Genomic DNA, 13346 nt, shown 5'->3' on the forward strand with positions numbered 1-13346 from the left:
GGCAGTAGGACACGCCTCGTCGGATGGCCACGCCCGTCCACCCCCAGGAGGCTCCGTGTCCACGCCTGCCCCGCCCATCCCCGTACGCCGCGCGCTGACCACCGCTCTGGTCACCGGCGGTCTGCTGCTCACCACCGCCGTTCCACCGGCCTTCGCTCAACCGTCCCCTGAGCTGACCGAGGCCGTCGAGGCCCACCAGGGATCGTCCGCGGCCTCCTCCGACATCCCGGACGTCGCGCTCGCGCCGCCGGGGGAGGGCATCGTCACCCGGCGGTCCGACAGTCCGGTCGCGCCCGGCGTGGACTACACGAGTTTCGACCGGCTCGACGCGCGCGGCTGGTTGCGCGGCGACATTCTCGTCACCGATCTGGACAAGGGTGGCGTCACCGTCGACTACCTCAACCCGGGCACGGTCTCCGGCCGCGAGGTGCTCAGCCAGCAGGTCGCGCGCAAGCAGGCGATCGCCGGCGTCAACGGCGACTTCTTCGACATCAACGACACCGGCGCACCGCTCGGCATCGGGATCGAGCGGGACGCCGACGGCGGCGCCGGCCGGTTCGTCAACGGGCCGGCCGCCGGGCACAACGAGACCGCGGTGATCGGCAAGGACGGCCTGGGCCGGATCGCGCAGGTCTTCCTGGAGGGAACGGCGACCGACGACGACGCGAGCAAGGTCGCGCTGACCAACCTCAACTCCCCGAGCGTCAACGCCGGCGGCATCGGGCTCTACACCCCGCAGTGGGGCGAGGCGGCCCGGACCCGGACCGTCGACGGCCTGCCGACCGTTCGCGAGGTGATCCTGCGCGACGGCGTCGTCGTCTCCTCGGCGACCACTCCCGCGACCACCCCGCTGGCCGCGAACGAGCAGGCTCTGATCGGCCGCGAGGCCGGTGCGACCGCGCTGGCCGCGTTCGAGCCGGGCGACCAGGTTGAGGTGAAGTACGGCCCGCGCGCCGACGCCGCCGACGCGGCGGTCGCGTTGAGCGGCAACATCCAGCTCGCCCGCGACGGCCAGATCCTGAACGTCGACGACACCGCGCTGCACCCGCGCACCGCGATCGGCTTCTCCGCCGACGGCCGCCGGATGATCCTGCTCACCATCGACGGCCGGATGGTCGACTCCCGCGGCCTGACCGAGAAGGAGCTGGCCCGGCTGATGCTGGACCTGGGCGCCGACGACGTGCTCAACCTCGACGGCGGCGGTTCGTCGACGATGCTGAAGCGCTCCCCCGGCGAGGCCGCTCCCGAGCTGGTCAACAAGCCGTCCGACGGCTCCGAGCGGCTCACCCCGAACGGCCTGGGCCTGCTCCCGGTCAAGGGTTCCGGCCAGCTCAAGGGCTTCCGGATCGAAGCCGCCGGTACGACGGCCGAGCCAGCCGACGCCGACCTCACTCGCAGCGCCCGGGTGCTGACCGGCCTGAGCCGCGTCCTCACGGCCCGCGGCCACGACGAGACCTACGCGCCCGCCGCCGGTACGCCGTACTGGTCGGCCGGCAGCAACGCGCGAGTGACCAGCCTGGGCGTCGTCACCGGCCGCCGCGCCGGTGACGTGGTGATCACCGCCGCCAAGGGAATCGCGAACGGCCGCTTCCCGATGACGGTGCTCGGCGAACCGGCCCGGCTGGCGCCGTCGAGCAAGCAGGTGTCGTTGCCCAACGCCACCAGCAAGGGCTTCTTCAGCATCACCGGCTACGACGCCGACGGGTTCTCCACCTGGGTCGAGCCGCGGGACGTCCAGCTGACCTACGACCCCGCGCTCGTCAACGTGGTTGCCAAGGGCAATGGTTTCGAGGTGAACGCGGTCGGCACCGAGGCCGTCTCCACCGTCGTCACCGCGAAGGTCGGCGACCTCACCACCCAGCTCAGCGTCACCGCCGGTCTGAGCAGCGAGGTGGTCGACGAGGTCGACGACCTCACCCGCTGGCAGGCGAACGCCGTACCGGCCGGTGCCGCGACGGCGACCCGATCGGCCGCAGAGGGTCACGACGGCGGTCAGGCGATCGCGCTCGACTACTCACTGACCGGCAGCACCGCCACGCGCGCGGCGTACCTGTCGATGACTCCGCAGCAGACCCTCCCCGGACAGCCTCAGAAGCTTGGTGCGTGGGTCTACGGCGACGGTAAGGGCGCCTGGCTGCGGGCCAACGCGTACGACGGCGCCGGTGGTTCGGCGCAGACCCTGAACCTCGCCGCCGCGGTCGACTGGACCGGCTGGAAGTACGTCGAGGCCGACATCCCGCCGGGACTCACGATGCCGCTGCGGTTCTGGCGGATCTACGTGGTCGAGACCGTGCCCACCCGTCAGTACGCCGGCCGGATCGTCGTCGACGACCTGACCGTCCGCGGCGCCCCGCCGGTCACCGTCCAGCCGCCGGCCAAGGTGGTCGACCCGATGGTGGTTGCCGACGGCAAGCTCGACGGGACGCGCTGGAAGTTCGCCGTACTGTCGGACGCGCAGTTCACCGCCGACAACCCGGACTCCGACATCGTCCAGCAGGCCCGCCGGACGATTCGCGAGGCGCTCGCGCAGCAGCCCGAGTTCCTGGTGATCAACGGCGACTTCGTCGACCGCGGCTTCGCGAACGACATCGCGCTGGCCAAGCGGATCATCGACGAGGAGGTCGCGGGCAAGGTGCCGGTGCACTACGTGCCGGGCAACCACGAGAGCTATGGGCCGGGTGACCTGTCGGAGTGGAGCAAGGTCTTCGGCGCGCCGAGCAGCACCTTCGACCACAAGGGCACGCGATTCGTACTGCGGGACTCCTCGCTCGGGTCGCTGCGGGCCGGCGGGTTCGCGCAGATCCTCGACCTGCGCAAGCAGCTCGACGACGCCGCGAAGAACCCGGCGATCCGCAACGTCGTGGTGATGGCGCACCACCCGATCGACGACCCGTCGCCGACCGCGAACTCCCAGCTCGGCGATCGCAAGGAGGCCGAGCTGCTGGTCCGCTGGCTGGCCGACTTCCGCGCCTCGACCGGCAAGGGTGCGGCGTACATGGCGGCGCACGCGGGGACCTTCGCGGCGACCCGGACAGACGGCGTGCTGCTGCCGCTGACGGGCAACTCCGGTAAGAGCCCGGCCGCCGCTCCCGACGCGGGCGGCTTCACCGGCTGGGCTCTGGTCGGCATCGACCCGGCGGCTCGCGCGGCTGACGCCGGCGTACGGCACTGGTCGGCGCCGGAGCGTTCCTGGTTCCAGGTCGAGCTCCGCCCGCACGTCGACGCGCTCGAGCTCACCGCTCCCGCCACCATCCGCCGAGGTCAAACGGCCCAGGCCACCGCCACAGTCGTCCAGGACGGCCGCCGCGTCCCGGTCGCCTTCCCGGTTTCCGCCGACTGGACCGGCTCGACCTTCCTCCACATCGGTCCCGCGAAATCGGCACCCATCTGGGCTGCCGCCTCCTACGACCCGGCCACCGGCCAGTTCACCGCCATCCGTCCCGGCAGCGTGGACCTGGCAGTGACCGTCAACGGCACCACGAAGAGCACCCGGATCCGCATCGACTGGTAAACAGTCCACGTGCGCCTGGACCCGATCACCATCACCGAGTACGACGCCCACTGGCCGGCCCTGTTCGAAGAGCAGCGCCGGCCGGTGGAGTCGGCCCTGGCCCCGTGGCTGACCCACCCGGTGGAACACATCGGCAGCACAGCGGTCCCCGGCCTCCCGGCGAAGCCGATCATCGACATGGCCGCGATCGTGACCAGCTACGAGTCGGTCGCCGAAGCGTTCCCCGCCCTCACGGCCGTCGGCTGGCTGCCTGCTCCCGAGCCGACCGACCGCGAGAGTCGCAGGTGGTCCTGGTGCTACCCGTCCGTCGAGTACCGCACCCACCACCTGCACGTCGTCGAGCACGCCTCCGACGGCTGGCGCACCTGGCTCGCCTTCCGCGACCACCTCCGGGTCACTCCTGAGGACCGCGACGAGTACGCCCGCATCAAGCGAGCGCTGGCCGCCGCCGACGACCGGGACCGTCCCGCCTATCGAGCCGGCAAGGCCCCTTTCATCACCGGGGTGCTCAACCGCCTGGCTGACTAGGCACCACGCAGTAGCCGCCGAGGTTCACGCCACCGGCGACCGGGCGGACCCGGATCACCGAGCCCTTCCCGTGCACCACCGTGAGTTCGCGCTCCAACACTCCCGCAAGCACCATCGACGCGGATCCGCAGGCCTCGTCCTCGGGTTTGCCCTCGCTCGGGGCGAACATGCGCGCCCGGACCACACCGCCCGGCTCGTCGAGCCACGCCCAGACCTGGATCGGCTCGTCGGCGGGTGCTCCGGAGATGGCCTCGATCTCGGCCGGCGACGCGGCCTGCCGATGCCGCGCGTTCGGCGACCACGCGGCGGGAGCGAACAGCCACTCGGCGCCGTCCTCCGACCAGACCGACACGTCCCCGGCGGGTGTCGTGAACACCGACGGCGCGTGCCCGAGCGACCGCAGTACGGCGGCGGTGCCGAGCAACGGATGCCCCGCGAATCGCCGTTCCAGCAGGTGGTTGTGGATCCGCACGGTCCGCAGGTCGCCCGCCACGAACACCGTCGCGGGCTCGGCGGCGGCCGTCGCCACCTGTTGCCGCTGCTCCGGGGGCGGCAACTCGTCGGTCAGCACGACCGCCACCTCGTTGCCGTAGGCCCCTTCCGGGGCGGTGAAGACCCGGGCCGTACGACGCGTCACGCGTCGACGTCCGCGAAGTGCTCGACGTGCGGCGGGTTGGCGAAGTGCGGACCGATCAGCCCGCGCCACACCCCGAAGGCGTCGCTGGCCCGGAAGGCCTCGTGCGCCTCGACGGAGTCCCACTCGACCAGCAGCACGAAGCGGCTCGGCGTCTCGATCCCCCGCGTCATCCGGATGCTGCGCGCACCGGCCCCCTCGAGCTGCCGACGAGCCTGGCGGTACGCCGCCTCGAAGTCGGCTTCCTGCCCGGCCACCACATCGATCAACGCAATCTCGAGAGCCATGCCGTCAGCTTTTCACAGCCGTTGTGACCATACGGCCGCCGTCTGCCCAGCGGACGGCACGGCCCGTGCGCGACCCCCGCCCGTGGTCTGCATCAGCTCGCGACCTTACGGACGAAGGCCTCCGAGGAATCGAGCAGACGGCCCGACGCGTCGGTGACCTCGAGCTTGCGGACCGGTTCGCTGTTTTTCGTGTCGAGCAGCACCGAGTGCGGTTCGGCGTCGGAGAACAGATGGTCCTCGCCCCACTGCCGCAGGCTGACCAGGATGACGAACAGGTCGCGGCCCTTCCGCGTCAGCGAGTACTCGTGGTACGCGCCGCCGTCGGCGGCGGGAACGATCTCGAGGATGCCGTGCGCGACGAGTTCCCGCAGCCGCGACGACAGGATGTTCTTCGCCAGGCCGAGGTTGCGCTGGAAGTCGTTGAACCGGCGGATCCCGTCGAAGGCGTCCCGGACGATCAGCAGCGACCAGCGGTCGCCGATCACGTCGACGGCCCGGGCGACCGGGCACTCGGCTGCCTCGTGGGTCACGCGCTGTGGCATCTGGGTCTCCTCGGTCGACCGGCAAAAAAGACCGGAGTTAAGTGGTTGCAAGTATAAACCAGCTGCCCTACGCTCCCGATCAAGCGGTTTCAAGTTGAAACCAGTTCGAGCGAGGAGACCAGGTCATGACGTCAGCGGCAGATCAGCGAGTCAGCCCCGTCCGGGTTGCGGTGGCACAGTTCGAGCCCCGGGTCGGGGTCGAGAACCTCAAGCAGAACGCCCTCGCCGTCGAGCAGCGGCTGATCGCCGCGGCGGACGCCGGAGCGAATCTGATCGTGCTCCCGGAGCTCGCGACCACCGGCTACGTGTTCGAGACCCGCGAAGAGGCCTTCGCTCACGCCGAGGCCGTTCCGGACGGGCCGACGGTGGAGTCGTTCGCCCGCATCGCGGCCGCGCGGAACGTGTACATCGTCGGCTGCGTGGCCGAGCGCGCCGGCGTGAAGCTGTTCGACACTGCCGTGCTGGTCGGCCCGGAGGGTTACATCGGCCGGTACCGCAAGACCCACCTGTGGAACACCGAGAAGCTGTGGTTCACGCCAGGTGACGAGGGGTTCTCGGTCTTCGACACCAAGATCGGCCGGATCGGCTTGCTGGTGTGCTGGGACATCTGGTTCCCCGAGACCGCGCGGATCGTCGCGCAGATGGGGGCCGACATCATCTGTGTCCCGACCGGCTGGGTCTGGACCCCGCCACCCCTGTACGACGCGAGCGGCGTCTGCATGGCGGCGTACCTGACGATGACGGCAGCGCACGCCAACAACGTGTTCATCGCCACCGCGGACCGGATCGGCCAGGAGCGCGGCGCGGGCTTCATGGGCAACTCGCTGATCGCCGGGACGAACGGCTGGCCGATCGACCGGATCGCCGGCCCGGACGAGGACACGATCGTCTACGCCGACATCGACCTGACGGCGGCGCGCACGGCGCCGATCTGGAACCAGCTCAACGACCTGCACCGGGACCGCCGGACCGACCTGTACGACCAGATGCTGGGCTACGCCGACCGCGCACCGCTCCCGAGGTGACGTCATGACGACAGTCCGCAGTACGGGTGTCGCCGGGCCGGGAAGGGCCGGCACGCTGGGGGCAGGATCGGTTGCCCTCGCGCTCCTGGCGCTCGCCGCCTGGACGTTCTCCCGAGTGGCCCAGGGCGCGACCTGGCAGCCGTGGGACGGCGACTACTCCGACGTCGGCCGGCTCTCCTCGTGGCTGATCGAGTCGATCAGCGAACCACAGTTCTACGCGGTCGCTCCGGCCGGTGCGTTGCTGCTCTTCGGAGGTCTGATCGGCCATGTCGCGCACCGACGGTCGTGGCGGTGGCAGGGGTTCGTCCAGGCCTGCGGCACCGGTCTGTGGCCGTGGGTGGCAGGTAGCGCACTGGCCGGCCTCGTGCTGGGCACCGTCGCCTGGGGCTGGACCCTCGGGTCCGGCAGTTGGCAGCCGTTGTTCGTGCCGCTGGTGTCGGTGGCACCGGCCATTGTCGTGCTCTACGGACCTGGGTGGAGGATCGGTCTGTCGGCCGCCGTGCTCGGTGCGCTGCTGACTCCACCGGCTTCGATCCTGGCGGTCGAGTACCTCTGCGGCCCGCTGGTCTTCCACCCGTCGTCGGTGCCACCACGGGCATGTGGCTCGCCGCGCTCGTGGCGTTCTGGCTCTGCCCGCGGCTCAGGTGGATGCCTGCCCCGGGCGCCTGGCGCGCAAGGCCCGAACGCCACCCGGCCCCTCGCGGATCCTCGGTGTTGTGGGTACCCCGCCGTGCGTTGGCCGACTTCTCCGAGGCGCAGTTCTTCGGCAACGAATGGGCGAGCGCCGTGCTCATCCTGGGCGCCGTCGCCGCCCACCTGATCAGCCCGGCCAGTACGTCGTACGGATCCGGATTGTTCTACGCCGTACTCGCCGGCCAGGTCCTCACCGCGTTGGCGGGGGTGGTCATCTGGCGGAAGAGGTGGTCGAGGCACGGCTTCTACCCGACGTTCGTGCCGGTCGTTTCGGTCGCGCCGGCCACCGTGCTGGCCTTCGGCGGGACCTTCCAGTCGATCGTCGCCGGTGCGCTGGCCGGCGCGCTGATCGCTCCGCCGGTCGCCGCGGCGCTCTCGGCTCGGCTGCCGAAGACCGTCCATCCGTTCACCGGCAACGTGGCATCGATGAGCCTCTGCACGGCAGTGATCGTGCCGTCGCTCGGTCTGCTCCCTGGATTCGCGTCGTGACTGCCGCCGAACTCGCCCGGGTCCTGCGCAGCCGGGAGACCTCGTCCCGTGTGGCGACCGACGCGGCTCTGCGGCGTACCCACGAGCTGAATCCCACCCTCAACGCGTTCGCACTGATCGACGACGAGGGTGCGCGGGCAGCGGCAGACCTGGCCGACGAAGAGCTTGCCGCGGGCATCGATCGCGGACCGCTGCACGGAGTTCCGGTGGCGGTGAAGGACCTGATCGACGTGGCGGATCTGCCCACCAGTTGTGGATCGGCGACGTCCTTCGGGGCCGTCGCGACCGAGGACGCCGAGGTCGTCCGGCGGTTGCGGGACGCCGGGGCGGTGATCATCGGCAAGACCACGCTGCACGAGTTCGCGTACGGCGCGACCGGTGATCGGTCGGTGCACGGCGCCTCACGCAACCCGATCGATCGCCGCCGGATGTCCGGCGGCAGTAGCGGTGGCAGCGCTGTCGCCGTGGCCGCCGGCCTGGTGCCGCTCGCGTTGGGCACCGACACAGCAGGCTCGGTACGGGTACCGGCCGCGCTCTGCGGCGTGATCGGACTCAAGCCGGCGTACGACGTTGTCCCGAGCAACGGTGTGTATCCCCTCGCGCCCAGCCTCGACCACGTCGGCCTCTTCGCCGCGACGGCCGACGACGCCCTCATCGGTTACCAGGTGATCAGCCGCAGCCCGGTGGAGAGACGGTCCGGTCGCGTCTCCGTCGGCTGGATCCCACCCGGCTCGATCGCCGTCACCGACCCGCGCGTCGAGCAACTGACCTGGCAGGCCGTCGACTCGGCAGGGTTCGAGGTCGAGGTCGTCCATGGCTTTCCCGAGTGGGAGCGGCCGGAGAGCCTCTTCGAGATCTTCTCCACTCTGCAAGGCAGGGAAGCGTTCCGCGTGCACGAGCACCATCTCGACGCGGACGCCGAACTGATCGATCCGGAGGTCTGGGCGCGACTGGACCAGGGCCGTCGGATCTCCCGCCGGAGCTGTGCCCGCGCCGACGAGGCGCGTCACGAACTGCGCGACGTGGTCGGCAAGCTGCTGTCCACGTACGACGTACTGGCGCTGCCGACAGTCCCCGTCGTGGCACCGGCCATCGGCCAGCGCAGCGTCTCGGTGGCCGGCACCGACCTCGAAGTACGGGCTGCTCTGCTCTCGCTGACCAGCCCCTGGAACCTGACCGGTTCGCCTGCCGTCAGCGTGCCGGCCGGGCGGATCGACGGACTGCCGTTCGCCGTGCAACTCATCTCCGCGCCAGGCAACGAAGACGTGCTCTTCGCTGCCGCCCGTGCGCTCGAACTCACCCGGTACTGACGAAAGGAACAGCATGCCCTCGATCCAGGTCGACCTGCCGCTGACCGCGGACGAAGCCACCCGGCAAGCGTTCGCGGAACGCGTCGGGCGCATCTACGCAGAGATCATGCAGGTCGGCATGGATCTGCTCACGGTCTCCGTGCACGCCCTCGGCCCCGGTGCGGTCTGGCGGTGCCACGAGTCCGGGCCGCCCACGCCCTCGGGGCTGATCATGTGTGACATCCGCAGAGGCCGCCCGGTCCAGACGAGGGCGCGGCTGGCGCAGGCCCTGATCGACGCGTGCGAGGAGGCGTTCGCGCTCGACGCCTTGTGGCTCAAGGTCGAGTTCACCCAGCACGACGGCGACGAGATGTACCACCCGCATCTGGGCGGCTTCAACACCGACTGGACCGGCGACGAGAGGAGCTCGAACTCGGCGGCGTACGACGTCGGATAGGTTTCGGGCGTGACGGATGTGAGGCGACCGCGGCGGCTCGCGGCTGGGGATCGGGTGGCGGTGGTGGCGCCGGCGGGGCCGCTGAACGCGGCGCGGCTGGCGACGGGCACAGAGCGACTGCGGGAGTGGGGGCTCGAGGTCGTGGTGATGCCCTCCGCGCTCGCCCGCGACGAGCGGCTGCCGTACCTGGCCGGCAGTGACGCGGCCCGGGCCGACGACTTCACCAAGGCCTGGTTGGACGACAGCTTCAGTGCGGTCTTCTGCGGACGCGGCGGGTACGGCGTCCAGCGGATGCTGCCGCTGCTCGACCTCGACGAGTTGGCCGCGGTCGAGAAGGTCTTCGTCGGGTTCAGCGACATCACCGCGCTGCACGAGGCGTTCAACGCGCGCGGTCTGGTCACCGTGCACGGACCGATGGCAGCCGGCGTCGAGCAGCTCGCAGCGGGTGGCGCACGCCTGCGCGACCTTCTCTTCGAGCCCGAGTCCGTCACCGACCTGCTCGCCCCGCAGGGCGCCCAGACAGCCGTGCCCGGTACGGCGGAAGGCCGGCTGCTCGGCGGCAACCTGGCCCTGCTCGCCGCGAGCATCGGTACGCCGACCGCGGTCAAGCCGGACGGCATCGTCGTCCTGGAGGACGTCAGCGAGGACGGCTATCGCGTCGACCGGCTGGTCACCCAGCTGCTGCGGTCCGGCTGGTTCGACCAGGTGACCGGACTGGTGATCGGCGACTTCAGCGACGCCGACGACGGCGGTCTGGTCGCCGACGTCGTGCGCGAGCGGCTGGAACCGCTCGGGATCCCGACGGTCACCGGAGCCGCGATCGGCCACGAGGACCTCAACCTCGCCGTACCGCTTGGTCTGCCGGTCCGTCTCGACGCGACCAACCCGACGCTGCAACCACTACAGCCGGCCTTTCAGTAGCGCTCGGACAGCCACTGCCCGAAGTTCCGCAGCCGATCGCTCAGCGCCGCGGGCTCGACGACGTCGAGGTCGAGGTTGAGGTACGCCAGCCAGCGCGCGGCCCAGTCGAGGTCGTCGGTGCCGAACTGCAGCTCGCACTCGTCACCGTCCTCGACCACGGCCGCGACGCTCGGGTCGACCATTTCGCGGACCAGGTCGGCCGACGTGTGCACCCGGATCCGCACCTGATGCCGCCACCGCCCGTGGGCCAGTGACCGGGCGACCAGCTGTGCGGCGTCGTACGGTGGTTCCGGAGCGGGCAGGTGGATCCCGAGCGGTTGCGCCTGCGAGATCCGGTCGGCGGCGTACACCTTCCACTCGTTCTCACCCCGCGGGCAGGCGACGAGGTACCAGAGCCGTCGCAGTGTCACCAGCCGGTACGGCTGCACTTCGACGGCGTGGGTGTCGCCGGCCGCGAGCCGCCGGTGACGGAACCGGATCGCCTCACCGGCCCGGCAGGCCAGCGCGAGCTGAACCAGCACGTCGCGGTCGGCCCGCCGCGGGGTGCGGCCCTGATACGTCTGTACGTCGGTGAGCGCGGTCAGCCGCGTCTGCCACTGCGACGGCACGACCTGGGTCAGCTTCGCCAGTGCCGTGACGGCGGCGGTCTCCAGGCCTTCGACGCCCACTCCCGCCCGCAAGCTGAGCGCCACGGCGGCGACTTCGTCGGCGTCCAGCAGTAGTGGTGGCATGGCCCGTCCGTGCGCGAGCCGGTAGCCGCCCGTCCTCCCGGCTTCGCCGTCGATCCGGTAGCCCAGCTCGCGCAACTGGGCGATGTCGCGGCGAGCGGTGCGCTCGGTGACCCCCAGCCGGGCCGCGAGAGCGGGCGCGGAGATGCCCGGATGTGTCTGCAGCAGCGACAGCGTCTCGAGGCGGCGGTTGGTTGTGGTCACCCCGAAATTCTCGCGCAGAACCCGGACACTGGTTGACCGGGTGGTGGGTGATGCTGAGGTCATGACCACACCAACGCTGCTTCGCCCCGAAGGACTCGTGAACTCCCCGGCGTTCACCCACGTCGCCGTCGTCCCGCCCGGCGCGACCACGATCTACGTCGGCGGCCAGAACGCCGTCGACGGCCAGGGCCGCCTGATCGGCGGTGACGACGCTGCCGCGCAGACCGAGCAGGTGATGAAAAACCTCAGGACGGCGCTGGCCGCCGCCGGCGCCACGGTGCACGACCTGGTGTCGGTGACGATCTACCTGGTCGACGGTGTCGACCTCGCCGAGACCTACCCGGTCGCGGCGGCCGGTCTGGAGGGTGCGGCGCCGACCGTGCAGGCGCTCGTGACCGCCGGACTGGGCGTGCCCGGCGCCCTGCTGGAGGTCAGCGCGATCGCCGCGGTGGTCCGATGAGCGGTCAGGTCGGCAAGACCAGGGATGCCGGTTGGCAGATCGGCGTCTCGAAGACCGTCGCCCGCCCGGTCGACGAGGTGTGGGACTTCGTCACCTCGCCGGCCGGCGTCGCGATCTGGCTCGGCGACGGCGTCACGCTCTACGAGGACAAGGGCGCGGGCTACCAGACCAGCACCGGGACGCGTGGTGAGACCCGCAGCTTCCGCGACCTCGACCGGATCCGGCTCACCTGGCAACCGCCGGACTGGTCGCACGACACGACGCTGCAGCTGACGGTCAGCCCGGTGGCGCCGGGCCGGGCGCGTCTGGTCATTCACCAGGAGCGGCTGGCCGCCGCGGGCGAGCGGGAACTGCAGCGCAAGCACTGGCAAGCGGTGATCAGCCGGCTGGCCGACGCGATCACCGCCGACTCATCGGCTGACGGATCGGCCGGCTGATCAGCCGGGTCACGCCCGGCCGAGGTGCTCGCGCAGGAACGCGAAGGCCTTCGGGTACGCGTCCAGCTTGTTCACCCGCTTCGCCAGCCCGTGCCCCTCGTCGCCGTACACGAGCAGCTCGCAAGGCACCTTCCGCTTCTTCAAGGCGGCCACGATCTGCTCGGCCTCCGACAGCGGCACTCGCGGATCGTTCGCACCGTGGATGACGAACAGCGGCGCCTCGATCGCGTCCACCCGGCTGAGCGGGCTGGCCAGCTCGAGGAACTCCCGGTCGGTGGCGAGGTACCCGTACTCGCGTTCCCGGACCACCCGCCGGTACGCCGAGGTGTTCTCCAGGAACGTGACCAGCGAGGCGATCCCCACGATGTCCACACCGGCCGCCCACAGCTCCGGCTGGAAGGCCAGCCCGGCCAGCACCATGTAGCCGCCGTACGAGCCGCCCCACAGTGCGACCCGGGACTGGTCGACGCCGATGGTCGGCAGCGAGGCGTGCAGCGCGGCCAGGTCGCGGACGGAGTCCAGCCGCAGCTCCCGGTCGTCCAGCGAGTACCAGCGCTTGCCGTAGCCGGCTGAGCCGCGCACGTTCGGCACCAGCACCGTGTGGCCGTCGGCAACCAGCCCGGCGACCAGCGGTGCCCAGATCCGCCCGTGCTGCCACTCCGGCCCCCCGTGCACGACCAGCACCGCCGAGCCGTCGCCACCGCCCTCGGGCTGGAACACGTACACCGGCACCTGTCACCGTCGAACGACTCGACCCGGTACGACGCCGGGTGGCTCAAGGCGGGAAGTTCGAAGGGCTCCGGCGCACGGACGGCAACGAGCTCACCCGTCTCCACCGAGTACCTGAACACGTACGGCGGCTCGACCGGACTGCTGTAGGTGATCACCAGCTGGCTCCCGTCGGCCGACCAGTGCGGCTGGGACTCGACCAGCAGAGCGCCGCATCCACCCGGCGGCAGCGCCATCGGAGCGACCAGCCCGCCGTCCGGCGAGTGCAGCGCCAGCGTGACCTCACCGTCGTCGCTGGAAGCGACCAGCACGCGTCGGCCGTCCGGACTCGCCCAGCCGGTCAGGTCCCGCGCGTCGTCGGACACGAGCGGGGTCAGCGCGCGCGTCGCCAGGTCGTAGCGGAACACGGCGA

General features: G+C 71.0%; 15 protein-coding genes. 10 read left to right on the forward strand and 5 right to left on the reverse strand.

Annotated features, from left to right (window positions below; translation table 11 throughout):
* The first annotated feature begins 55 nt into the window (after positions 1–55).
* The gene (locus tag ACQPXM_RS00855) at positions 56–3511 is read left to right on the forward strand and encodes a phosphodiester glycosidase family protein (protein ID WP_432943689.1); all 3456 of its coding nucleotides are present in this window, start codon (positions 56–58) and stop codon (positions 3509–3511) included.
* A 9-nt stretch (positions 3512–3520) separates the two neighbouring features.
* Positions 3521–4039, forward strand: coding sequence for a GrpB family protein (locus ACQPXM_RS00860; RefSeq protein WP_432943691.1), 519 nt, complete (start codon positions 3521–3523; stop codon positions 4037–4039).
* Here the strand turns inward: ACQPXM_RS00860 and ACQPXM_RS00865 are convergent.
* The 3 genes from ACQPXM_RS00865 to ACQPXM_RS00875 form a co-directional block, all read right to left on the reverse strand.
* Entirely contained in the window at positions 4020–4676 is a 657-nt protein-coding gene (locus tag ACQPXM_RS00865; RefSeq protein ID WP_432943693.1) for a PhzF family phenazine biosynthesis protein, read from the reverse strand. The genes ACQPXM_RS00860 and ACQPXM_RS00865 overlap by 20 nt on opposite strands.
* On the reverse strand, positions 4673–4960 hold the full coding sequence (locus ACQPXM_RS00870; protein WP_432943695.1) for an antibiotic biosynthesis monooxygenase family protein: 288 nt from the start codon (positions 4958–4960) through the stop codon (positions 4673–4675). Before ACQPXM_RS00870 ends, ACQPXM_RS00865 begins: the two co-directional genes overlap by 4 nt.
* A gap of 92 nt (positions 4961–5052) precedes the next feature.
* Positions 5053–5502, reverse strand: coding sequence for a winged helix-turn-helix transcriptional regulator (locus ACQPXM_RS00875; RefSeq protein WP_432943697.1), 450 nt, complete (start codon positions 5500–5502; stop codon positions 5053–5055).
* A gap of 125 nt (positions 5503–5627) precedes the next feature.
* On the opposite strand from ACQPXM_RS00875, the gene ACQPXM_RS00880 reads away from it, so the two are divergent.
* From ACQPXM_RS00880 to ACQPXM_RS00905, 6 genes are read left to right on the forward strand one after another with little or no spacing between them, the layout of a single operon-like run.
* On the forward strand, positions 5628–6527 hold the full coding sequence (locus ACQPXM_RS00880) for a nitrilase family protein (RefSeq protein ID WP_432943699.1): 900 nt from the start codon (positions 5628–5630) through the stop codon (positions 6525–6527).
* A 4-nt stretch (positions 6528–6531) separates the two neighbouring features.
* Positions 6532–7347: a hypothetical protein gene (locus ACQPXM_RS00885; RefSeq protein WP_432943700.1), complete on the forward strand. Its 816-nt coding sequence runs from the start codon at positions 6532–6534 to the stop codon at positions 7345–7347.
* Complete coding sequence (locus tag ACQPXM_RS00890) at positions 7314–7709, forward strand: hypothetical protein (protein WP_432943702.1); 396 nt, start codon at positions 7314–7316, stop codon at positions 7707–7709. Before ACQPXM_RS00885 ends, ACQPXM_RS00890 begins: the two co-directional genes overlap by 34 nt.
* Positions 7706–9019 (forward strand): amidase, encoded by a 1314-nt coding sequence (locus ACQPXM_RS00895; protein ID WP_432943704.1) that lies wholly within the window; start codon positions 7706–7708, stop codon positions 9017–9019. Before ACQPXM_RS00890 ends, ACQPXM_RS00895 begins: the two co-directional genes overlap by 4 nt.
* A gap of 13 nt (positions 9020–9032) precedes the next feature.
* Positions 9033–9455, forward strand: coding sequence for a hypothetical protein (locus ACQPXM_RS00900; RefSeq protein ID WP_432943706.1), 423 nt, complete (start codon positions 9033–9035; stop codon positions 9453–9455).
* A gap of 9 nt (positions 9456–9464) precedes the next feature.
* Positions 9465–10376: a S66 peptidase family protein gene (locus ACQPXM_RS00905; protein ID WP_432943708.1), complete on the forward strand. Its 912-nt coding sequence runs from the start codon at positions 9465–9467 to the stop codon at positions 10374–10376.
* Here ACQPXM_RS00905 and ACQPXM_RS00910 read toward each other — a convergent pair.
* A complete protein-coding gene (locus ACQPXM_RS00910; protein WP_432943710.1) occupies positions 10370–11308 on the reverse strand; it encodes a helix-turn-helix transcriptional regulator in 939 nt (312 codons plus the stop codon). The genes ACQPXM_RS00905 and ACQPXM_RS00910 overlap by 7 nt on opposite strands.
* Positions 11309–11369: 61 nt before the next feature.
* On the opposite strand from ACQPXM_RS00910, the gene ACQPXM_RS00915 reads away from it, so the two are divergent.
* Together ACQPXM_RS00915 and ACQPXM_RS00920 are read left to right on the forward strand one after the other, a co-directional pair.
* Positions 11370–11768 carry a RidA family protein gene (locus ACQPXM_RS00915; RefSeq protein ID WP_432943712.1) on the forward strand — a complete coding sequence of 133 codons (399 nt, stop codon included), beginning with the start codon at positions 11370–11372 and terminating at the stop codon, positions 11766–11768.
* Entirely contained in the window at positions 11765–12205 is a 441-nt protein-coding gene (locus ACQPXM_RS00920) for an SRPBCC family protein (RefSeq protein ID WP_432943714.1), read from the forward strand. Before ACQPXM_RS00915 ends, ACQPXM_RS00920 begins: the two co-directional genes overlap by 4 nt.
* A 9-nt stretch (positions 12206–12214) precedes the next feature.
* Here ACQPXM_RS00920 and ACQPXM_RS00925 read toward each other — a convergent pair whose 3' ends face one another.
* Positions 12215–12937 carry an alpha/beta hydrolase family protein gene (locus tag ACQPXM_RS00925; protein ID WP_432943716.1) on the reverse strand — a complete coding sequence of 241 codons (723 nt, stop codon included), beginning with the start codon at positions 12935–12937 and terminating at the stop codon, positions 12215–12217.
* Between the last annotated feature and the right edge of the window lie 409 nt (positions 12938–13346).

The organism is Kribbella sp. CA-253562 (genome assembly GCF_050942265.1).
Classification (GTDB): Bacteria; Actinomycetota; Actinomycetes; order Propionibacteriales; family Kribbellaceae; genus Kribbella.